Source organism: Arcicella lustrica, assembly GCF_034930985.1.
GTDB classification, from domain to species: domain Bacteria; phylum Bacteroidota; class Bacteroidia; order Cytophagales; family Spirosomataceae; genus Arcicella; species Arcicella lustrica.
Window position 1 is genome coordinate 1 of the sequence record NZ_JAYGIM010000001.1, and the last position, 21,110, is coordinate 21,110.

The following is a 21,110-nucleotide window of genomic DNA, read 5'->3' on the forward strand; positions in this document are numbered from 1 at the left end:
TTAAAGCATAACCAGAAACAGGATGAAAATTGAAACGTTCGATAGCTTGAGCAGGCGTTAATCGCTGCTCCTCAAGTTCTCGAACTAACCAACGACGAAAAGCCACTTCATAAGTGAAATCCTCATCCTGTTGCTCGAAAGACGAAGAAACTAAAGTTGTATTAAAAGAAGATTCGCTCGATAAAGACATTGTGCTAAAGGTTAGCTAATACTGTCAAGCTTTTTTAGGATGAGACAATGTTCTATTTCCATTCTCCTAATTGGTTTCCAACTAGTCAGGGAATGAATGGAGATTCAAATATTTTCAACATATACCCGAAATTTATAGTTGATAATAAAAACATTTAAAAGCTATCCACGAAATTTGTAGGAACGCATAAAAATTCTAACATGAAAAATATCGCATATATATTATTGGCTGTGGCTGGTTTGATGCTCTTGGCGGTTTTAGTTTGGGCTTTAACAAGTCTTTTAGATTTTGGATTGAATGAAAAAACTATCATGATGCTACTTTTTGGCGGTATTGCTGGTGTAGGATTAATCAGCAGAGTAATTTATGTGGCGAAGGATTCTTTTGGCAAAGAAAAGAAAGTAAAAAATAGTAGAAGATAATGAACAGAGAAGTACTTGTGAAAGCCGCTAACTTTTGTGCTTATCAAGAACGCACGCAGCAAGAAGTACGAAAACGACTTGCTGAGTTGGAAGTAGAAGGCGATGAGGCGGAGGAGATGATTGTTTGGCTCATTGAGAATAATTACCTCAATGAAGAACGTTTTGCCAGAATTTTTGCAGGCAGTAAATTCCGTCAGAAACGTTGGGGAAGATTGAAAATTCGGCAAGAATTAAAAATGCGTGGCGTATCGGAGTACTGTTTAAAAGCAGGAATGAGTGAAATTGAGGACGAAGATTACCTCCAAACATTAACAGACCTTCTTGAAAAAAAAGCGAAAGAAATCAAAGAAAGCAATCCATTAAAACGTAAACAAAAACTATTAAGTTATGCACTCAGTAAAGGTTTTGAATCGGATTTGGTGTTTGATTTGATGAAAAATCTTTCGTGAAGAAACATCTTTTTTGAAAAAATAATCTTCTTTAGTTCATTAATATTAAAATCAATATTAACTTCAACTCCGTGATTAAACAAAAGAAGTTCTATATTCTTAGTATCTACATGATTAGAAAACTTCCAAAATAAAGTCATATCAAAGTACCTGACATCAGGAAATTACAATAGACATGCGTTTAGCAATGAAGTAATTACCACAATTACTTTCAAGCAAGCTCTGCTCAAAAATTACTTTATTGTCTCTGTTTATACCACTATGAAACGAGAGATAATGAAATCACAATTCATTTTAAATCATACATACACTTAATACAGTTTTTTCGATGAGTAGTAATTTAAAAAAGAAAGTAGATGTAAGCGTATGCTTATATGGTAAACCCTATCACACAATTTTAGCCATTAAAAGTTTACTTAAGTACAGTAGAGAACACATTAATAAAATCTATGTTACGGTAGAAAAAAATCAACCACAAAAGGATTCTAATGGAATGTACCTATTGAAGCAAGTGCTGAAAGATGAGCCAATAGTTTATTTCAAACCTAAATACTTTTATAATTTGGGAGAACTAGATTTTGAGAGAACTCGGAATGACGCTAAGTATCGCTACCAAATTCCTTATCAATATGCCTTCGAGCAGTCTGATCAAGAGTATGTATTAGTAATTCATAACGATTGCCTTTTTCACGACGATGCTGTGGGTAAAATGTTAGATACTTTTGCTAAAGGACCTGAGAAACTGGCGGGAACAGGAGCGATTGGTCAATGTTGGGTATGTCCAGCTGCTTTTGAAAACAAATGTAAGTCTAGCACTTTCGACCAATACAAGCCTACAAAGAGTGAATTAATTGAAATGATGAATCGTCATGATATTCCAAGAAGGGAAGTAACGATGCGATTAATCAATGAAGATAAAATTCATCCACTTCCAGAATGTCGTTTAAATGAACATGCCGCTTTAATTAGTACAGCCATTTATCGTGAAAGCTCATTGCCCAAAGGTAATAATGTTACTTTTGCCGCAGGCTGGGGCGGAAATGATTGGGGAACAGTTTGGTTTCATCAGATGGTAAATCAAGGTTATGTTTTTAAACATCATAGACTTGAAGATTTTGCCACACATTCGCCTTTTAATTCATTAGGAAATGGAATCAGTGCCTATTCAAATGCAGATATTTATTGGAATTCAGAAGAATTAGCCAAAAAACATTTGTTAGAAAACTATAATGTTTCTTTAACACCGAAGCCAAAGACAAAAGTGCTTTCAGCCATTAATACCGTTAAAGTAAGTACTAAAAGAGTATTGGTGAAAACGATTAATCGTTTTAGGAAGTGATGAATATTGAAAAATGAGCGATTAAGTTTTACCATTTTTCCAATTCCCAAAACAAATTCTTGTCAAAATAAAAAAATCACATTACCTTTGAAGTCATGAATAATTCAGCGAACACATACCGTACTTATTATTACTACTACGCACAGTAGCAGTCGGTTGTGTTTTGACTAATCTTTTTGAAAATCAAAAAATACATATACACAAACCGACTTGAAAAAGTCGGTTTTTTTTGTGCCTTCTTCCAAGTACGAAAAGGCTTTTAACCAATGAATGTAAAACCAGCTTCCCGAATGGATTTGGTGCAGGAGTATTACTTCTCGACCAAGCTAAAACAAATCGCAGCGATGCGTGCTTCAGGTATTGATGTGTTGAATCTGGGTATCGGTAGTCCCGATTTACCGCCTTCTGCTGAAACAATTTCAGCTTTGGCAACAGCAGCAGAAAACCCTAAAAACCATGCCTATCAAAGCTATGTGGGTATTCCTGCCTTGCGTGAAGGTTTTGCTAATTTCTATCAAAATGCATACGGAGTAAGCTTAAATCCTGTGGATGAAGTATTGCCTTTGATTGGTTCAAAAGAAGGAGTAATGCACATTTCGATGGCATATTTGGAAGCTGGCGACGAAGTTTTAGTACCAAATCCGGGTTATCCAACGTATCGTGCGGCTTCTTTATTGACGGGGGCTACGGTGGTTGATTATGACCTTTCGGAAGAAAATGGTTGGTTGCCTGATTTGAAAAAATTGGCTGAAAAAGATTTATCTAAAGTAAAATTGATGTGGGTAAATTATCCGCACATGCCAACAGGCGCCAAAGCTAATAAAGCTTTTTTTGAAGAATTAAGAGATTTTGCTTTAGCGAATAATATCTTGATTGTAAACGATAATCCTTACAGTTTTATCTTGAACGATGACCCTGAAAGTGCTTTAGCCGTTGAAGGAATGAAAGAAGTTGCTTTAGAACTTAATTCATTGTCGAAATCGCATAATATGGCTGGCTGGCGTTTGGGTGTTTTGGTTGGAAAGTCTGAGTTTATCAATCCTGTTTTACGTTTTAAATCAAACATGGATTCTGGGATGTTTTTACCATTGCAAATGGCAGCGGTGAAGGCTTTAGAAAATCCTTCGTCTTGGTTTGATGAATTGAATGCTATTTATCGTGAACGTCAGCAGAAGGTTTTTGAAATGATGGATTTGTTAAACTGTCAATACGATAAAAATCAATCTGGAATGTTTGTTTGGGCTAAAATTCCAGCCAATTATCAAACAGGGTTTGAATTATCGGATGAGATTCTTGAAAAATCGGGTGTTTTCATTACTCCTGGCGGAATCTTTGGCTCGGCTGGAGATGGCTACATTCGTACTTCTTTATGTGCTGAAGTATCAGTTTTTGAGCAGGCGATTGGGAGGATAAAGGACTATAAGACTTTAGGACTTTAAGATTGTAGAAGCAAGAGTCAAGATGCAAGATACGAGACTTGGGATTTTAGGACTTTAAGATTGAAGGATATAAGACTTTAGGATTTTGAGATACAAGATGTAAGAAGTAGTAGAGAAATTACTTGAAAGCTTTTAGTATAAAAGATTATAAAAAAGAATTTTAAAAATAAAGGCTCAAAGCCGACAGCTCAAGGCTCATTGCTCAAAGCTTAAAGCTCAAAGCCAAATACAAAATTATGATTATTTCAGTAGTTGGACTTGGGCTAATTGGTGGTTCGATGGCTTTGAGTTTAAAAGAAAATGGTTTTGCTGATACAGTGATTGGTGTCGATAACAAAACCGAACATATTATTAAAGCTTTAGAATTAAAGCTTATCGACCGTGTGGCTCTTTTGCAAGATGCCGTAAAACAATCGGACATTATTATTTTGGCTGTGCCAGTAGATGCTTTGTTGACTTTATTGCCAGAAGTATTGAATCAGATTACTGAAAACCAAGTAGTAATTGAAGTGGGTTCTACCAAAAAGGCAGTGATTGAAGCAGTGAAAAATCATCCGAACAGAGGCAATTTTGTGGCGACTCACCCAATGGCTGGAACAGAATTTTCAGGTCCAGAAGCAGCGATTAGACATCTTTTTGATGGTAAAAACTGTGTACTTTGTGATATTGAAGATTCAAAACCTGAATTGGTAGAGTTAATCAAGAAAATGTATATCGAAGGTTTAAAAATGAGAATTACTTATTTAGATTCTGTCGCTCACGATATTCATACGGCTTATATTTCACATATTTCACATATTTGTTCGTTCGCTTTGGCTTCAACTGTTTTGGCGAAAGAGAAAGATGAAGAAAGTATTTTCAATTTGGCAAGTACAGGTTTTGAATCAACGGTTCGTTTGGCAAAATCTAGTCCAGAAACTTGGATTCCGATTTTCCGACAAAATCAAGAAAACATCATCGACGTGCTTGATTCTTATATTACTACTTTGTTGACTTTCAAAGGATTAATGATTTCAGGGAGTTATGATAAATTTGGAGAGTATCTTACACAAGCCAATGATATTAAGCGAATTTTGAATAAGTAATTGTTCCTCAATCATAAAAAGACTTTCCGAATTTAACTTGGAAAGTCTTTTTTGTTTTAGAAAGAAAATAATCTTGCGTCGCTTCCGATTTCAATCTTTGTTTTATTCTTTTTCTTATTCCACGGAGCAGTCGTACTCATGCCCATTTGTATGGCTAAACCTGCCATCAACAAAGTGAAAATGATAAAAACCCAGCGAAATATTTTTTGATTCTTGTTCATGATTCGTTAAAATTAATTCAAAATAGAACGATGACACAAAGATAATAACATATTGATAAAGGATAAGTTTAGTGGAATGATGGATTCTAAGACAAATCTGATTATTTTGCAAATGTTTTAAATAACTAAGCTTAAATCAAGCTTTTAACTGCCTTTATCGCACATCATAACCCGAAAAACCATGAAAAATAAGTTGAAATATTTTTTGTTTATCATTGCCATTACTATCTTTTTTTGCTGTTCTAGCCCTGCTACCAAATACGAAAATGCTGTTGATGAAAGTAAAACTTGTTCAATGATTTTCATTGATAAATCTGTCAGTGTTGACCCAAACAAACAATTTATCTATGAAAAATACACCAAGATTATCAATCAGTTAATCGACGAAAATATCAAAACCAAAGGAGATAAAGTTGAAGTATTTTTTATCCACGAAAATACGGCAAAAGCCAAAGTAGCAGCCTTGGTTGCTCGTTCTGAAATGGAAATTGCTGAGGGAGCAAGTGCTACGGATGCCGAAGCACAAAAGACTGAATTTGAAATGGACATCAGTAAAGAACGTAGTATTTTCAAAAAAGTAGTGATTAATCACTTAACGTCACTCAATCCTTCTTCAAGTAAAAACAGTACTGATGTTTTAGCCGCTTTGCCTTTGATTGACCATGAAATTGGTAAAGGTTTTACGGTAAAAGCCTATTTCCTTTCAGATATGGTTGAAAGTATGAAAGGGGCTAACCGTCGTGATTTTCATCAAGCCCCTCCTGTAGATGATGCTTCGGCTGTTGGTTGGGCAAGAGAAGATGCCGCACGTTTGCAAGCAACTTTGCCCAATATTAGCATGGCTCAAATCTTTATTGCCAAACCTTTTGAACCAACGGCTTCCAGAAAAATTAATAATCCAGCTATTTCAACGTACTGGCAACGTCTCTTTTCAGAATTAGGCGTGTCTGGAGAAGTAACAGAGTTGTAAGTTATTAGCAATGAGAATTGAGCTACAAGCCTTGAGCTTTAAATTACAAACTCTCTTTCTCATTGTTAAACACACATTTACAGTAAGTGAAAGTTGAATCACTCAAAGCTGATAGTTCAAGACTCAGGTTAATAACTTAAATCATAAAACAAGCTCAAAGCTCATTGCTCTAGGCTTAAAGCTAAAAAAATGCTCATCGCCAAAATACCCAATACAGCCCAAGAATGGGAACAATATTATGATTTACGCTTTACAATCTTGCGTGAACCGTGGCTCCAAAAAAAAGGAAGTGAAGTATTGCCCGACGAAGATCAAGCCCATCATGTAATGGCAGTTGATGTTGAAACGGATGAATTGCTGGGCGTTGCTCGCTTACAAATGAATTCGGCTACACAAGGACAAGTACGCTGTGTGGCAGTAGCCAACAATGCACAAGGGAAAGGAGTAGGGAAATTTTTGATGAAATATTTAGAAGATTTAGGGAAAGAAAAAGGCTTAGAAGAAATCATCCTTGATGCCCGCATCAACGCCCTTGAGTTTTATAAAGCGATAGGCTATGAAATCTATGCAGAATCCTATTTACTTTTCGGCGAAATACCGCATTGGAAAATGAAAAAACAATTGTAAAACGGGATTCCACCCCGTTGTTATTTAAGTCAATATTGTTCGATTAAATGATCATCTTGTTCGATGCAATATGCATCTTGTTTGATTAAACGGTCATCTTGTTTGATGTAATAGTCATCTTGTTCGGTGTAACGGTCATCTTGTTTGATGCAATAGTCATAAAGTAAAATTGAATGATGATAACGGTAGAGTCTGTATGGCTCATGGCTTGTTTACTTTATTATGCTATTATTTATTCTCAAAAAGAAATCATTTTAAAGTAAAATACTACGTTTTGTGATACTTTCGATATTGATTATTTATAATTTAATTGAGTTAAGAGTGATGAACTCTGATTTTATTAAATGTAACTGTTGAGAAATACTATAAATGGATTTATCTATATTTTCAGAACTAGTATAGATTGAATTAGTAAGCCACTGGAGATCTACTATGTCTAAAATTTCTCTATCTTTTGAAAGATTGAGGATACTTAATATCTTACTGTGTTCATGACGAAGTTCGTGTGATAGCGTGAAAGACATCTTTTCTATACTATAAATCTGTTCAAAAAGTTTCTGTTTAGTTTCTACTTGGGCCGTAATATCGTAGGCAATACCTAATGCAATGGTGGGAATGCCAGACTGTCCTCTTTCTAAAATCGTGATACAGTTTTTGAACCATTTGTATGAACCATTTTTACATAAACATCTATTTATAAAAACATGAAAATCCTTGTCTGGGTTATTTATTAATTCTTTGTAGAATTTTTTTAAACTTTTAAAATCTTCAGGTTTAATTATTTTATATAAGCAGTCTTCACTAAGTGTATTAAGTTCATCGGCAGTATAGCCAACTACTTTATAATAATGTTCGTTAGTAAAAATATTTCGCCTTTGGGGTATATCAAACAAGTAGATTACTAGTGGCATGTGGTAAAGTACATGTTTCATTATTTTACTTCTAATATTGGTATCTAGACTAAAGAACTTCGTAGTTTCCATTTTTAAATAGGGTTATTTTTAGAATTACTTATTGAAATAAAGATTTTTTGTATGTTAATTGCCTTATAAATGGCTTAAATACTAGTTTAAGCAGACTCTTAATATACTTTATCAATGAGGTTTTAAAGGTAAATATTTATAAGACACTTCAGGGAAGCTGTTGGCTATACCCTGAAATGTTAACACGTTGGCGGGAAAAAAATAAGAATATTTGAATGAAGTAAAACCCAACATAGTCAAAGCCGTAAATGAACATATAACAGTCCTATTGGTCAGGAGATTATGCTGAATGCTCTTTCTGTTAAGTAACCTTTTTTCTAAAATCACTTTCATGATTATTAGAAGTAATCAAAAAGTTTTTGAAGCAATTAAAACACTTGTAATATCTTACATTGCTGAAGTACGTTGAAAAGAATATTTTAACCAGAAATGGACGATTAATTCTCTCCCCGCTTAGTTTGTTCCCACAGCTTGGAGATTGGTTTGTTTCTGTTTTTCTGATAAAATAGTAAGAGAGCGAACATATTTGAAAAATAGAGATTAGACCTACTCCTAAAGGTAAGCAATGGGTAATAGATAAATTATACATTTTTCGATGTGTTTGTGATAATGAGAACGACTTGTATCACTAAATTAGGTCATAACAAAATAAATAGGAACATACAAAAACATAAATATATTTCCCTTTACAAGCTTTACAATCAATTAGATAGCTGTTGCGATGGAGCTTTAAACCAAAGGTGCCAGTTAGTAAGGGCGTATTTTATGAAAATTGTTTATTATACCTCTAAATTATAAAAAATAAATATAAATACAACGAATACGTTGTATAATTTTCTTGTTTTCTCCCATTCCTTTACTCTTAAATGAAAAAAGAGGACTTTTTAAATAAACTTGGTGTTAGAATAAGGGAGATTAGAAAAGAAAAGTCAATCACCCAGACACAGCTTGCCCATTCAATTGGGAAAGACCAGCAGTCAATCCAGCGACTTGAAGCTGGAAAAATTAATCCAACATTATACTATCTTTTTGAAATATCTGAAGGTTTAGGAATTTCTTTAGAACGAATCATTGTAAATATTGATAAGTAGCATCCTGAAAACAGTATGATATGAAGTACTAAAGTTTCTAAAATCAACTCCAGCTTTGATTGATAATGATTTCAATCACTTTACTTAAAAAGTTTTATAATCCACTACCATTTTGATAAACAGTAGCTTAACGAACGGGACTTTGTCCCGTTTTTTGATTTTAATCAAAATCGTCATGACGTAAAATGGCATAAGGCTAATGTTAGATGGGATTAAAAGCCTTGCAGAGAATAAAGAAGAAATGATATAAGTAATGGATATTAAATTTAAAAATAATGCTGACAGAAAGAGATTTACTATTTAATATAATTCAGAATACTCCCGAAAATTCTGTGTGGAATATTTCAAGTGATTCTTGGGAAAGAATACCAGAAGTGTTCTCTCAATTCATTTCAATTAATGAAACGTATGGTTGGGATATAGTTATCAGAAATGATAATCGGGCACAAATCCTTGAAATTATTGACAAAGAAGAAATTTATGATAAAATAATACATCAAAATATTATGCTTGGAAGTATAACTATTTTTAAAAGTTATGACCACATGATTATTTCATTTTTAGAAAAAAGCTTTCCTTGTTTTGAGAGTATTATACAAAAGTATCAACAAGCAGAATTTGAAGTTTTAGAGTTGCGTTAATATTAAATGGTTTGCTTAAATTTCACTAGGAACGGGTTTAAACCCGTTCCTAGTAAAGAATATAAACACCTTGTTGTGATTTTTGGAAAAAGATTTAACCGTTTTGATGATAATAATATCAAACTACACCTTCTCCCGAATCTGATAATCTGTAGTCTTCTCTGAATTTCTGGTCATTAATTCGCCAATAAAACCTGCTACAAATAATTGTACGCCGATAATAATGGCTACCAAAGCCATAAAGAAAAGCGGATTGTCGGTTACGTTTCTGAATTTTATATGGTTAGCAATGGCGTAAATTTTATCGCCAATTAGGTAAATCGTAATAAAGCTTCCAATCAAGAAAAACAAAATCCCAAAACCGCCAAAAAGGTGCATCGGTCTTTTACCAAACTTCTGTACGAAAGTAATAGAAAGTAAATCTAAGAAACCGTACAAAAAGCGTTCAATGCCAAACTTGGTTGTTCCGTACTTTCTGGCTTGGTGTTGTACTACTTTCTCACCAATTTTATCGTAGCCATTCCATTTTGCCTGCACAGGAATATAGCGGTGCATTTCGCCATAAAGTGTAATAGATTTAATTACTTCGTTTTTATAAGCTTTCAGTCCGCAGTTAAAATCATTCAAATGCACGCCCGACATCGAGCGAGTTGCCGCATTGTATAATTTGGTAGGAATCGTTTTAGTAATAGGGTCGAATCGTTTTTGTTTCCAGCCCGAAACTAAATCGTAATTATCTTCCGTAATCATGCGGTATAATTCTGGAATTTCTTCTGGACTGTCCTGTAAGTCAGCGTCCATCGTAATCACAACTTTACCTCTTGCTTCTTTAAAACCTACGTGCAAAGCGGCAGATTTTCCGTAATTTCTGCTAAAAGAAATACCTTTTACAAAAGTATTTTTGCTGGATAAATCCTTCACCACTTGCCAAGATTTATCACGACTACCATCGTTTACAAAGATTACTTCGTAACTGTAATGATGGGTTTTCATTACTTTTTCTATCCAAGAGCAAAGTTCGGGCAGTGATTCTTCTTCGTTGTAAAGGGGAATGATAACAGAAATATCTAACATGATGTGATGATATATTTACGGGATGGAATCCCGTTGTACGGCTTAAAAAATTAAATAATACTCTTTTAAAAGAGTTGAAAATTGTGCTGTATAGCTTTCATCAAGATTTCGGATGATTAATTCCTCTTGAATCGTTTCTTTTTCAGTAAGTCCAAAGGTCGTAATAATTCTTAATATTTTCGACCCATTTCTATGTCTTATCAGTAATTTTTTGTGTGGATAAAGTCCTTCTTGCAAAGCCAGATTTTCTAATACTTTACTTTCATAAGCAGGAAGTAAAACGACAAAACGACCATCAGCCGACAATAATTTGATTACAGAAGCCAGTAAATCTTCAAAAGAAAGCGTATCTGTGTGTAAAGCCTTATTTCTTTTTTCCTGTTCAGATTTTAAATGATTCTGGAAAAAAGGAGGATTACTGACAATTAACTCAAAATACAAATCTTTATTGTTTTCTGCAAAATCCTGGATACTTTGATGAAAAACCCTGATTTGCTCTTTGAAAATACTATTTTGAACATTCTCTACCGCTTGTTGATAAGCGTTGTTGTCTAATTCAACGGCTGAAAAATTCGCCTTTGAACGTTGAGCTAACATCATCGCAATTAAGCCAGTGCCAGTGCCAATATCCAAAACTTTTGTAGCGTTTTCAAGTGCAGTATAAGCTCCCAAAATACAAGCATCGGTGGTTACTTTCATCGCCGTTTGGTCTTGTCGCACCAAGAATTGCTTAAATTGAAAACCGTTTATACTTTTTGACATTAGATTTTGTGGATAATTTGCATCTTTGAAGAAAATCAAAATTACAACAAATTAGGCTTTGATATAAATGCTTTGGTTTGTTATTGCCATTTCGCTATCAAAAAACAATATTATGAAAACCACCATCTTTATTTTACTTGTATTTTTCTGTTCATCATTTTCTCAGCTCGTAGCACAATCTCAAGAAGAAAATATTGTTTTAAAACAAACAAAAGGCGTTTTGGATGGCACATTATTAATGCCCAACAGTACGAAAAAAGTACCAGTTGTATTAATCGTAGCAGGTTCTGGCCCGACAGACCGTAACGGAAACAGTTCTTTGAGCGTAACGGCAAAATCTTATCAACTTTTGGCAGAAGGTTTGGCAAATAATGGCATTGCTTCTTTGCGTTACGACAAAAGAGGCGTAGGAAAAAGTGCGTCTTCGATGATGAAAGAAAGTGATTTGACTTTTGAAACTTATATTCAAGACGTTCAGCAGTGGATTGATACTTTGAAAAAGAGTAATCGTTTTTCAAAAATTACCGTTTTAGGCCATTCAGAAGGTTCATTGTTAGGTATGGTTGCTGTTCAAAAATTACCTGTGGATGGCTATATTTCTTTGGCTGGGCCAGCTCGTGGCATTGATGAAATTATTATTGAACAAATGGCACAGCAACCTTTGCCTGATTCTGCAAAGAATGAAGTAAAGAAAAACTTTGAAAGATTAAAAAGAGGAGAGACGTTTTCGAAAATTATGCAGAATATGTCGGTATATATGATTTTTCGTCCAAGTATTCAACCTTATATGATTTCGTGGTTGAAGTACGTGCCTACGGAAGAAATCAAAAAAGTAAAGGCAAAAACACTTATTATTCAAGGAACAACGGATATTCAAGTAAGTGAAAACGAAGGGAAACTGTTAGCTAAAGCCCAACCAAAAGCAAAATTAATCTTAATTAATGGAATGAATCATGTGCTGAAAGATGCGCCAATCGACAGAGCAGAGAATATAAAAACTTATACCAATCCAGATTTACCAATTGCAAAAGGCATGGTAGAGGCTGTTGTAGAATTTGTTGATAGCTTGTAAATTGGAGCTGTGAGCCTTGAGCTATGAGCAGTGAGATTTTTTCTGAAAAAGTATGAAATCCGACATCTGAAAGCTGATAGATTAAAACTACGAGTTTTTCTCTAAAACAAATCTAAAATCCGACATCTGAAAGCTCATAGCTCGCAGCTCACAGCTAAAATCTAATATAAAATGAAACAACGCTTACTTTCTTTAGATGTATTTCGTGGGATGACCGTCGCCATGATGATTCTGGTCAATAATCCGGGCGATTGGGGACATATTTACGCCCCGCTCGAACACGCCGAATGGAATGGCTGTACTCCAACCGACTTAGTTTTTCCATTTTTCCTTTTTATTGTAGGCGTTTCTATTTCATTTGCCTTTCAAGGAAAAGTAGCAGACCGCAAAACGATTTTAAAGATTATAGAAAGAAGTATGAAGCTTTTTGCTTTGGGTATTTTCCTTTCGCTTTTTCCCAAATTTGATTTTTCAGTTGTCAGAATTCCCGGTGTTTTACAAAGAATTGCTATCGTTTTCTTAGTATGTTCTATCGTTTTTCTGACGACGAAACAGCGTACTCAGCAAATCATTTTCGCTTCATTATTAATTGGCTATTGGTTGTTGATGACTTTCGTCCCTGTGCCTTATGCTGGAGCGGCGAATCTTGAACCAGAACATAATTTAGGGGCATTTTTAGATAGATTGTTACTCGGAACAGCGCATTTGTACAAAGCCGTAAAAGTTTGGGACCCAGAAGGGATTCTGAGCACTTTACCTGCGATTGCCAATGGTTTGGCTGGTGTTTTAGTTGGTACTTGGCTACAACGAAATGATAAAAGTATTACAGAAAGACTAATGTATATTTATTTGTACGGAAGTATCGCTTTGGCATTGGCTTGGTTTTGGGATGCCGCAGGCTTTCCAATCAATAAATCTTTGTGGACAAGTTCTTATTCTCTTTGGACGATTGGCTTGGCGATGTTTTTCTTAGCAGGTTTTTATTGGTTGATAGATGTAAAAGGATACAAATTTTGGACAAAACCATTTGTAGTTTATGGCGTAAATGCCATTACGGTTTTCTTTTTATCAGGTTTAATTCCAAGAGTGATGAACATGATAAAAATTGCTTTGCCCGATGGCGAAAAAGTAAGTTCCATTACTTGGTTGTATAAATCGTTTATTGTTCCTTTTTTTACTGAGCCAAAGAATGCTTCTTTGGCAGGAGCAATCACTTTTGTACTGATTTGGTTGGGAATTTTGTGGATAATGTACGAGAAGAAAATGATTGTAAAAGTATGATAGAAGCGACGGATAGGAAATGAATTTGGGCTTTGGATTACATTGATCAACTTCCCTAATTTCAGTACAAAAGTGTTTGATAATATCAGAAAAGGCGATTGAAGAAAGCTTAGCTTTTTTCAATCGCCTTTTAAATTAAAGTACTACAACAGAGTTTTCATCGTATGAAACACCATTTGGAACAAATTTATCTGCTTCTTCATCATTTAACCAAATATCGTTATCAACTAAATAACGGAAAGCGAATTCTTTTCCAACTTCTAATTCAACTGAAGCTTTGAAAGTACCATCTTTTTGTTTTTTCAAAGCTGTAGGATTCCATTCGTTAAAATCACCTAATAAACTTACTTTTTTTGCACCATTTACTGTTTCAGCAGGAAGTGCAAACGTTACTTTACATACTGGTTTACTTTTTGAATACTGTTTCGTTAAAGCCATAATCGTAATTGGGTTTTAAGATTAATATTTTTATTTTATAAATAATTCTAGTTGATGTTTTGATTATTCTCTTAATCAAAGTTAACACAAATATTCAAAAAAATATTTTATAATATCCTAACAACCAAATGATTAAATTAAAATAAAATTGAAATAATTATATTTTAACAATACTTTTTACTAAAACAAATTTTATTTTCTTATGCTATTTAAGTATTTGCACTCAGATTATTGGTCGAGTTGAAAAACGATAGGTAAAGTAAATTTTACAGATACATTTCTGCCAGACTGTTTGCCCGGATTCCAACGTGGCATTAACTTAATTACTCTTTGTGCTTCTTCATCGCAACCAAAGCCCAAACCTTTCAAAATATTAATACTTGAAATATTTCCATCTTTGCCAACTACAAATTGTACATAGACTTTTCCTCCAATTCCAACTTCTGATGCATTTCGTGGATAACGTAAGTTTTTTTGAAGAAATTTAGCCAAAGCCGCATTACCACCAGCAAATTCAGGCATTGTTTCAACGGATAGAAATGTTTTCTCTTCTTCAACTTTTACTTCAACAGGTGCAGAGCCTTCACCTGTTTTAAATCTGTCAGGGTCATCCACTGGAATTTCGCCAATTTCTCCTTCTTGTGTTACAGAGCTAATCTGAGCATCGGTATTATTAAGTACATCTTGGTCGGGTGGTAATTCAGTTGCTTTATCGTCTTCCACAATTTCAGGTTGGTTAAAGGCAATTGTTTTATGTACTATAACTTCCTCTTGCGGTGGCGGAGGTGTTACTTCTGGTTCTACAGGTATATCTTTGGGCGGTTCTGGAATTTTATAATCTTCTAAATTTATCGTTATTCCTATTTTATCTTCATGCTTAATATTCGCTAAAATCATAGGTGCTGCCACCGCCAAGCAAAATATGCCAATACCGATGCCAAGAGCAATTTTGATAGATTTTTGATAATCAGTCCGCAAAATATAAGCGCCATAAGCTTTGTTGCGATTTTGGAAAACAATGTCTTCCAAAGTATCGTCTTCGTGTACTACTGTTTGATTTTCCATGATTGTTTGTGTTTGGATGTTAACTAAATTGTTAGTTGATTTGATTTTTAAAAAACCTCAATCTTAGTTGAGGCTTTTTAAGAGAATTACTTTTTCTTGGAAGTGATAATAATAACGCCGTTTTTAGCTTTTTCTCCGTATTTTTCCAAGGCACTTTTATCTTTCAAAACATCGATTCTTTCAATAGTATCTGGATTGTGTAAATCTAAGCTTTCCTTAGTAATTTCTTTGCCATCTAGGATAAAAAGAGGACTTACTTTTTCATCCAATACAAATTTAATAGGCACTGTAAATCTACTATTTACTTTTTGTCCCTGATGTACACCAGCTTCCCACTTAGGAACACTTTTTAAAACCCTAACAGCTTCTTCATCCATACCATAACCAGCGCCTGCGAGTACTTCAAAATTAGAAGTACTACCATCTTTATTGACGATAAACTGTATATAAACTTTACCTGAAGCAAATACTTTTTGGGCAGCTTCTGGATATTTTAAATTGCTTTGAAGATACTTAGCAAAAGCTTCCATTCCTCCAGGGAATTCAGCTTGTTGGTCAACTGCATTAAATACATTAGTGGAGTCTCTTTTTAAATCTTTGGCTAAAGCTGGACTAATAATGAGTGCTTCGGATAAATCTATAGCATCATTAATTTCTGGTAATATTTCTTTCTTGATTTTTGTTTGATGTGGGAAAATATCAATGTTTTGTGCTACAATTTGTTGACTACTTTCATTAATATTATCTTCTATCTTAGCAATAGATTTACTCGCTAACGTAGCCGAGGAAACCACAATCATCGTCATGAACAAAGGAGCTGTTAGTCCATATTTTAATAATGCGGTTCGGGTTGAACGTTGTTTTTGTAACATATCTATTCTTAATTTTAAGAGTGATTTATTGAAAAAATTATTCGTTAATGGAATAGCCTGTACTCCAAATTGTTCTTGAAAAAGTAACATGGCATAGTCTGCTTTTGATGCTTCGTGTCGGCTTGCTACTTCATCAGCAATAAATTCATGAATTTGTTTGATAGAACTTTTGTAGAGATATACTATCGGATTAAACCAATTGAAAATGGCGATTAATTCAAAAAGCATAATGTCGGCAGAATGTAGTTGACGAATATGCACAAATTCATGTTTCATAATCGTAGAGCGATTTTTTAGCTCTTTACTAACAAAAACCATGTTGAAAAATGAAAAAGCTCTTTGGTTATTTTCTCCCGAAACCTTTTTCTTCATCATTTTACCCAAATAGGCTAAATTTCCACCGAAACGACAAACTCCCAGAATAATACCAACGATATACGCAAACGCAAACATATCGCCTACTGTTAAGCCTCCTTTTGTGGCACTTTTGACTGTCACATAAAAAGTTTCAGGCGAATAAAAAGTATTAAACGTTTGGGATACTTGTTCAGTAACAAACCAACTTCGCACCCATTCCGATTGCATCAATGGCACAAAAAAAGCCAAAGCTGCCGATGCCACCAAGTAGCCTCGATTGAGGTTGAAAAAAGTTTCTGTTCGCAATAACAGTCGATAGAAACCATAAAAAAGTATTAAATACAAATTAACTTGGAGGAGGTAGCTTAGCCAATTCATAGTGTCGTAAATTTGGTTTTCGGATAGCTTAATAAATGAATAAGGGTACTTGTAATTATTTAATACTCAGTAGTTTTTCGTCGTCTGGTGTGATATTAACGATGGCATAACGTCTATTATTAGTGATTTTCATTTCATCTAATAAATCAATCATATTTCGATATTTTGCCTTATCTGTAGATTTGATGACTACCGTAAAATTGTCACCAATTCTTCGTTTATAATCGAATAATACTTTTCTGATGCCGTTGTCAGAGAAATCTGTACTATTCACTTTCGAGTTACATTCCAATCCTTGATAGTAGAAAACTTTATTTTGGTCATCCAATACAACATTTAGTGATTCTGAACAACGCACTGGTGAAGTTTGACCAAGGTCATCTTTATCAGGCATATTTAGTTGCAAAATGACAGGTTTAGCTAGGGTAGTGGTAAGCATGAAAAAAGTAATGAGTAGAAAACCTAAATCTACCATTGGTGTCATGTCTATCTTGGTTGATAATTTATGACTTCTCTTTTTTGAACCATTGTTTTTGTCGGATGCAGATATTTCAGCCATGATGTTTTTGTTTTTGATTGAATTTTGCTTTAAAACTAAATACTAAGAAGTAATCAGTATTTAGCTTTATTGATATTTCAAGAAAATAGGTTAAAGGTGTAGAAAGTTACTTCGTCAACAGTAATAGAACATTGTTAAATGTTAAGGGTTGAATAGGTTATTGGCTATGTAATATTTTTACTAAAATCAGAGCTTACACCCTAAAGCGTTTCTATTTCTCTTCTTCTTTCATTTTATTAATCATATTCAAAATTTCGTCTGCATCTTTTACATCGATTTTTCCTTTTTTAGAGAAGAATGAGAAAAGACTTGAAAATGAATTTTCAAAATAACCTTCTACCAATTTTTCAGTAGCGAAAGAACTATAGCTTTCTTTACTGATTATCGGGAAGTATTCATGCGATTTTCCATAAGAATTGTGGCTAACAAATCCTTTTTCTTGTAAAATTCTGATAATTGTCGAAACCGTATTATAAGCAGGTTTTGGTTCAGGTAATTCATCCAAAACATCCTTGACAAAACCTTTTTCTATTTGCCAAAGTACTTGCATAATTTGTTCTTCAGCTTTGGTTAGTTCTCTTTCTACTGCTTGCATTTTTTCTTTAAATTTTATTTAAGTTTGATACCCTTGTGAATTCTTGGTTAAATATAAAACTAATATTTTAGTTTACAAACTATTTCTTTAGTTTTTAAAATTATTTTTTGAAAAAGCATAAAAAAAGCGATGTTCCCACCGCTTTAGACTAAAAGTTGTTCGCCTACTTTCAATATTTTTAAGGATTGATTGATTTTTCCTTCTTTTTCTAATTGTCTTAAAATTTGTTCAGGTTCAGAAAGCGGTTCATCGGCTTGGTCGAAAGTACCGTAATGAAAAGGAATCATTACTTTAGCTTTGGTTTCATTAAAGGCTTGCACGGCGTGTTCGGGGTCTTGATGATTGGGAGACATAAACCAACGTGGAGAATAAGCACCAGCGCCAATCATGGCTACATCAATATTGGGAAACAAAGCTGCTACTTCTTTAAAATGACTTCCATAGCCCGAATCTCCCCCGAAGTAAATGGTTTTATCTTTACTCTTTAATACAAACGCTCCCCAAAGTCTTTCGTTGGCATCTCCCAAAGAACGATTTGACCAATGTCTTGAAGGCAAAAAGTAAATAGATAAATCATCTTTCGTTTGATATTGTTGATACCAACCAGCTTCTTGGATTTCGTTATTGGGAATCCATTTTCGAAGTAAAGTCTTCATTTTTAAACCCGTCAGGAAAATTGCTTTTGGGTTTTGACTTTGTAATAATTTCAAACTGTCTTTATCGCAATGGTCGTAATGAGCATGAGAAACCAGAATATAATCGAGATTTTGAAGTTTTTCAGGCGAAATAGGTAATTCAGAATGGCGTTTTGTGGCAGGAATTTTCCCTAGAACAGGATCAATCAAAATTTGTTTCCCATTTAAACGAATAAAAAATGTTGCATGACCCAACCAAACAATCATGTCTTTGGTTTCAGTTAAGAAAGCATCGTTTTTTATTACTTCTAATTGCCAAGTATCTTCTTTTTTGAATTGTTTCTGAGGATTTTTGGTCGTCATCCATTTAAAAACAGTGCCAAATTTATGAATAAAAGGAAATTCATGATTCATAAAACGACCGTCTTGGTCAACCGGTGTACCTTCCCAAGTATCCAGAATGGTTTTTAAATCGGGATTATTCGTGCGAGTTTTAATCATTTGCGTTTTTTCAGCTTGGGTAAAAAGAATACCCCCGCTAGATTTTGACACCGTAGCGAGGGTAAGTATTTTATGAATGAAGTTCCTTCTTTTCATCAGATAAAGAATTGTTTCTAAGTCAGTTGCTTTGCCGACGCTAGTGTCTTCACGAGCGATTCTATGGTAGTAACTTGGTTGCGTGTGAAGACACACGCAACGGCACAGGAACTCAAGGCTCATAACTCACAGCTTCTAGCTATCAATAATCATAATCCAAACCCAATACATTTCTCAATTCATTAAGTGCAGGGTTTTTCTCTGCCAAAAATCTAAACTTATCAGCTTGGGTATAAATCAGCGTTTTGTTTTCTACTTCTGCCACCACCACTTCTAAATGAATGGTTGAGTTTTGTAAAACTTGTCTGAGATGATTAAGAATTTCTGTTCTTAAAGTAGTCGTTAATAAATCTACTTGAATATCATTATCTACTTCTAAGTGAATTGTCGTCCCTTTTAAGGTGAAAGGTCTATTCAAAATTACATATTCACTAAAACGCTGTTTTTCTTCTAAATGTTTTATTTGCTCGTTCCAAACCACTTGCAGTTCTTCCAGCGTAAATGCTTTATTTTGTTGAACTGTAGCTTTTTGGGTAACAATGTTACTCTGTAATTCTGTACTTTGAGTTGTTGGTTTTCCAAGTGTTGAAGTACTTCTTAATTTGCCAATTTGTGGATTGCTGATTGGGATTTGGGGAATATTCACTGAAGTATTGTCCGAACTTACATTTGTAGTTTCGTGTACCTTCGTGTCGTTTTCCTTAGTCCCTAAATCCTTTCCCAAGCCATCGCCCTCCGTTGCTGGTAAGTTGGCTAAATTCAATACTTTAGAAATATTAGCTAGTTTCAATAAGCAAATTTCTACGTGTAATTTCTGATTTTTGGCTGCTTTGTAATTCAAATCGCAAGCAGAACCAATACTTAAAGCAGAAGCTAAAAAAGAATATGGTGCATTGGCTGATTGCGTTAAATATTTTGCTTGAACAGATTCAGAAACTTGTAATAATCTGACCGTGACGGGGTCTTTGCAAACCAGAAGATTTCGGAAATGTTCTAATAAGCCAACGATAAATTGATGTCCATCGAAACCTTTTTTCAAGATTTCATCGAATAATAAAAGCGATTCCGAAATATTTACATTGACCAAAGCATCCGTCATTCTGAAATAATAATCATAATCCAGAATGTGTAAATTATCCAATACTTCCGAATATCTAAGAATATTATCTTTAGAAAAAGTAACATTCAAATCAAACATCGAAAGAGCATCTCTTAAACCACCATCGGCTTTTTGGGCAATTAATTCCAGTGCATCGTTATCAGCCTCAATACCTTCTTGCGTAGCAATTCTTGATAAATGCTGAGTCATATCTTGAATTTGAATTCTATTGAAATCAAAAATCTGACAGCGAGAAAGAATCGTTGGTAAAATTTTATGCTTTTCGGTAGTGGCTAAAATGAAAATTGCATAAGAAGGCGGTTCTTCCAAAGTTTTCAAAAAGGCATTGAAAGCACTTGTTGAAAGCATGTGAACCTCATCAATGATATAAATTTTGTATTTTCCTGATTGCGGAGGGTAACGTACTTGGTCAATTAAACTACGAATGTCATCAACAGAGTTGTTTGAAGCAGCATCCAATTCGTGAATATTAAACGAAGCATTATTCTGAAAAGAACGGCAAGATTCGCATTCTCCACAAGCTTCGGCTTCTTCGCTAAGATTCTGACAGTTAATAGTTTTTGCTAAAATTCTGGCACAAGTAGTTTTTCCAACACCACGAGGACCACAAAACAAAAAAGCTTGTGCTAGATGATTGGTACGAATAGCATTTTTGAGCGTTGTAGTGATATGCGACTGACCAACGACGGAATCAAATAATTGCGGGCGATATTTTCGGGCTGAAACGACAAAGTTTTCCATACACAAATGTAGGTACAAGTGTACGATTTGGCAAATCAAGATGAGGCGATGTCGCTTTTATTATTGAAGGTTAGTAATTTGAAAGTCCAGTATAATTTGCTAGGAAC

At 34.2% G+C, this 21,110-nt stretch carries 23 protein-coding genes; 11 read left to right on the forward strand and 12 right to left on the reverse strand.

Annotation, left to right across the window (positions count from 1 at the left end):
* Positions 1-190: hypothetical protein (locus VB798_RS00005; RefSeq protein ID WP_323254636.1), on the reverse strand; the 190-nt coding region annotated here is incomplete at its 3' end.
* A 200-nt stretch (positions 191-390) separates the two neighbouring features.
* On the opposite strand from VB798_RS00005, the gene VB798_RS00010 reads away from it, so the two are divergent.
* From VB798_RS00010 to VB798_RS00030, 5 genes are all read left to right on the forward strand, one after another.
* Complete coding sequence (locus VB798_RS00010) at positions 391-612, forward strand: hypothetical protein (RefSeq protein ID WP_323254638.1); 222 nt, start codon at positions 391-393, stop codon at positions 610-612.
* A complete protein-coding gene (locus VB798_RS00015) occupies positions 612-1,061 on the forward strand; it encodes a regulatory protein RecX (protein ID WP_323254640.1) in 450 nt (149 codons plus the stop codon). Before VB798_RS00010 ends, VB798_RS00015 begins: the two co-directional genes overlap by 1 nt.
* A 328-nt stretch (positions 1,062-1,389) precedes the next feature.
* Positions 1,390-2,400, forward strand: a complete 1,011-nt coding sequence (locus VB798_RS00020; protein WP_323254642.1) for a glycosyltransferase family 2 protein — start codon at positions 1,390-1,392, stop codon at positions 2,398-2,400.
* A gap of 266 nt (positions 2,401-2,666) precedes the next feature.
* Positions 2,667-3,839 (forward strand): pyridoxal phosphate-dependent aminotransferase, encoded by a 1,173-nt coding sequence (locus VB798_RS00025; protein ID WP_323254645.1) that lies wholly within the window; start codon positions 2,667-2,669, stop codon positions 3,837-3,839.
* Positions 3,840-4,075: 236 nt separating this feature from the next.
* Complete coding sequence (locus VB798_RS00030; protein WP_323254647.1) at positions 4,076-4,924, forward strand: prephenate dehydrogenase; 849 nt, start codon at positions 4,076-4,078, stop codon at positions 4,922-4,924.
* Positions 4,925-4,980: 56 nt separating this feature from the next.
* On the opposite strand, the gene VB798_RS00035 is transcribed toward VB798_RS00030, so the two are convergent.
* Complete coding sequence (locus tag VB798_RS00035; RefSeq protein WP_323254649.1) at positions 4,981-5,145, reverse strand: hypothetical protein; 165 nt, start codon at positions 5,143-5,145, stop codon at positions 4,981-4,983.
* A gap of 181 nt (positions 5,146-5,326) precedes the next feature.
* Here VB798_RS00035 and VB798_RS00040 point away from each other — a divergent pair, with 181 nt between their 5' ends.
* Entirely contained in the window at positions 5,327-6,115 is a 789-nt protein-coding gene (locus VB798_RS00040) for a hypothetical protein (protein WP_323254651.1), read from the forward strand.
* 189 nt (positions 6,116-6,304) lie between these two features.
* Positions 6,305-6,742 (forward strand): GNAT family N-acetyltransferase, encoded by a 438-nt coding sequence (locus tag VB798_RS00045; RefSeq protein ID WP_323254653.1) that lies wholly within the window; start codon positions 6,305-6,307, stop codon positions 6,740-6,742.
* Between the two features lie 299 nt (positions 6,743-7,041).
* On the opposite strand, the gene VB798_RS00050 is transcribed toward VB798_RS00045, so the two are convergent.
* Entirely contained in the window at positions 7,042-7,725 is a 684-nt protein-coding gene (locus VB798_RS00050) for a PAS domain-containing protein (RefSeq protein WP_323254655.1), read from the reverse strand.
* Positions 7,726-8,591: 866 nt separating this feature from the next.
* Here VB798_RS00050 and VB798_RS00055 point away from each other — a divergent pair.
* Positions 8,592-8,816 (forward strand): helix-turn-helix transcriptional regulator, encoded by a 225-nt coding sequence (locus VB798_RS00055; protein WP_323254657.1) that lies wholly within the window; start codon positions 8,592-8,594, stop codon positions 8,814-8,816.
* Positions 8,817-9,091: 275 nt separating this feature from the next.
* Positions 9,092-9,457, forward strand: a complete 366-nt coding sequence (locus tag VB798_RS00060) for a hypothetical protein (protein WP_323254659.1) — start codon at positions 9,092-9,094, stop codon at positions 9,455-9,457.
* 123 nt (positions 9,458-9,580) lie between these two features.
* On the opposite strand, the gene VB798_RS00065 is transcribed toward VB798_RS00060, so the two are convergent.
* Complete coding sequence (locus VB798_RS00065) at positions 9,581-10,531, reverse strand: glycosyltransferase (RefSeq protein WP_323254661.1); 951 nt, start codon at positions 10,529-10,531, stop codon at positions 9,581-9,583.
* 42 nt (positions 10,532-10,573) lie between these two features.
* Entirely contained in the window at positions 10,574-11,293 is a 720-nt protein-coding gene (locus VB798_RS00070) for a tRNA1(Val) (adenine(37)-N6)-methyltransferase (RefSeq protein ID WP_323254663.1), read from the reverse strand.
* Between the two features lie 112 nt (positions 11,294-11,405).
* Here VB798_RS00070 and VB798_RS00075 point away from each other — a divergent pair, with 112 nt between their 5' ends.
* On the forward strand, positions 11,406-12,365 hold the full coding sequence (locus VB798_RS00075; RefSeq protein ID WP_323254665.1) for an alpha/beta hydrolase: 960 nt from the start codon (positions 11,406-11,408) through the stop codon (positions 12,363-12,365).
* A gap of 171 nt (positions 12,366-12,536) precedes the next feature.
* A complete protein-coding gene (locus VB798_RS00080) occupies positions 12,537-13,646 on the forward strand; it encodes an acyltransferase family protein (protein ID WP_323254667.1) in 1,110 nt (369 codons plus the stop codon).
* 135 nt (positions 13,647-13,781) lie between these two features.
* Here the strand turns inward: VB798_RS00080 and VB798_RS00085 are convergent, their stop codons facing one another.
* From VB798_RS00085 to VB798_RS00115, 7 genes are all read right to left on the reverse strand, one after another.
* Complete coding sequence (locus VB798_RS00085; RefSeq protein ID WP_323254669.1) at positions 13,782-14,084, reverse strand: isoamylase early set domain-containing protein; 303 nt, start codon at positions 14,082-14,084, stop codon at positions 13,782-13,784.
* Positions 14,085-14,312: 228 nt separating this feature from the next.
* Positions 14,313-15,149, reverse strand: a complete 837-nt coding sequence (locus tag VB798_RS00090) for an energy transducer TonB (RefSeq protein ID WP_323254671.1) — start codon at positions 15,147-15,149, stop codon at positions 14,313-14,315.
* 86 nt (positions 15,150-15,235) lie between these two features.
* Positions 15,236-16,756 carry a TonB family protein gene (locus VB798_RS00095; RefSeq protein WP_323254673.1) on the reverse strand — a complete coding sequence of 507 codons (1,521 nt, stop codon included), beginning with the start codon at positions 16,754-16,756 and terminating at the stop codon, positions 15,236-15,238.
* Between the two features lie 55 nt (positions 16,757-16,811).
* Positions 16,812-17,315: an ExbD/TolR family protein gene (locus tag VB798_RS00100; protein WP_323254675.1), complete on the reverse strand. Its 504-nt coding sequence runs from the start codon at positions 17,313-17,315 to the stop codon at positions 16,812-16,814.
* Positions 17,316-17,526: 211 nt separating this feature from the next.
* Positions 17,527-17,910: a BlaI/MecI/CopY family transcriptional regulator gene (locus tag VB798_RS00105; protein WP_323254678.1), complete on the reverse strand. Its 384-nt coding sequence runs from the start codon at positions 17,908-17,910 to the stop codon at positions 17,527-17,529.
* 143 nt (positions 17,911-18,053) lie between these two features.
* On the reverse strand, positions 18,054-19,265 hold the full coding sequence (locus VB798_RS00110) for an MBL fold metallo-hydrolase (protein ID WP_323254681.1): 1,212 nt from the start codon (positions 19,263-19,265) through the stop codon (positions 18,054-18,056).
* Between the two features lie 19 nt (positions 19,266-19,284).
* Positions 19,285-21,003 carry a DNA polymerase III subunit gamma/tau gene (locus VB798_RS00115; RefSeq protein ID WP_323254683.1) on the reverse strand — a complete coding sequence of 573 codons (1,719 nt, stop codon included), beginning with the start codon at positions 21,001-21,003 and terminating at the stop codon, positions 19,285-19,287.
* Between the last annotated feature and the right edge of the window lie 107 nt (positions 21,004-21,110).

Bases quoted from the DNA above. Each gene is read 5' to 3' on its own strand.
- VB798_RS00075 (WP_323254665.1), top strand. From the start codon at position 11,406: ATGAAAACCACCATCTTTATTTTACTTGTATTTTTCTGTTCATCATTT.
- VB798_RS00065 (WP_323254661.1), bottom strand. From the start codon at position 10,531: ATGTTAGATATTTCTGTTATCATTCCCCTTTACAACGAAGAAGAATCA.
- VB798_RS00100 (WP_323254675.1), bottom strand. From the start codon at position 17,315: ATGGCTGAAATATCTGCATCCGACAAAAACAATGGTTCAAAAAAGAGA.
- VB798_RS00085 (WP_323254669.1), bottom strand. From the start codon at position 14,084: ATGGCTTTAACGAAACAGTATTCAAAAAGTAAACCAGTATGTAAAGTA.
- VB798_RS00095 (WP_323254673.1), bottom strand. From the start codon at position 16,756: ATGAATTGGCTAAGCTACCTCCTCCAAGTTAATTTGTATTTAATACTT.
- VB798_RS00015 (WP_323254640.1), top strand. From the start codon at position 612: ATGAACAGAGAAGTACTTGTGAAAGCCGCTAACTTTTGTGCTTATCAA.
- VB798_RS00035 (WP_323254649.1), bottom strand. From the start codon at position 5,145: ATGAACAAGAATCAAAAAATATTTCGCTGGGTTTTTATCATTTTCACT.
- VB798_RS00050 (WP_323254655.1), bottom strand. From the start codon at position 7,725: ATGGAAACTACGAAGTTCTTTAGTCTAGATACCAATATTAGAAGTAAA.
- VB798_RS00070 (WP_323254663.1), bottom strand. From the start codon at position 11,293: ATGTCAAAAAGTATAAACGGTTTTCAATTTAAGCAATTCTTGGTGCGA.
- VB798_RS00040 (WP_323254651.1), top strand. From the start codon at position 5,327: ATGAAAAATAAGTTGAAATATTTTTTGTTTATCATTGCCATTACTATC.
- VB798_RS00055 (WP_323254657.1), top strand. From the start codon at position 8,592: ATGAAAAAAGAGGACTTTTTAAATAAACTTGGTGTTAGAATAAGGGAG.
- VB798_RS00090 (WP_323254671.1), bottom strand. From the start codon at position 15,149: ATGGAAAATCAAACAGTAGTACACGAAGACGATACTTTGGAAGACATT.
- VB798_RS00025 (WP_323254645.1), top strand. From the start codon at position 2,667: ATGAATGTAAAACCAGCTTCCCGAATGGATTTGGTGCAGGAGTATTAC.
- VB798_RS00060 (WP_323254659.1), top strand. From the start codon at position 9,092: ATGCTGACAGAAAGAGATTTACTATTTAATATAATTCAGAATACTCCC.
- VB798_RS00110 (WP_323254681.1), bottom strand. From the start codon at position 19,265: ATGAGCCTTGAGTTCCTGTGCCGTTGCGTGTGTCTTCACACGCAACCA.
- VB798_RS00105 (WP_323254678.1), bottom strand. From the start codon at position 17,910: ATGCAAGCAGTAGAAAGAGAACTAACCAAAGCTGAAGAACAAATTATG.
- VB798_RS00080 (WP_323254667.1), top strand. From the start codon at position 12,537: ATGAAACAACGCTTACTTTCTTTAGATGTATTTCGTGGGATGACCGTC.
- VB798_RS00045 (WP_323254653.1), top strand. From the start codon at position 6,305: ATGCTCATCGCCAAAATACCCAATACAGCCCAAGAATGGGAACAATAT.
- VB798_RS00020 (WP_323254642.1), top strand. From the start codon at position 1,390: ATGAGTAGTAATTTAAAAAAGAAAGTAGATGTAAGCGTATGCTTATAT.
- VB798_RS00010 (WP_323254638.1), top strand. From the start codon at position 391: ATGAAAAATATCGCATATATATTATTGGCTGTGGCTGGTTTGATGCTC.
- VB798_RS00115 (WP_323254683.1), bottom strand. From the start codon at position 21,003: ATGGAAAACTTTGTCGTTTCAGCCCGAAAATATCGCCCGCAATTATTT.
- VB798_RS00030 (WP_323254647.1), top strand. From the start codon at position 4,076: ATGATTATTTCAGTAGTTGGACTTGGGCTAATTGGTGGTTCGATGGCT.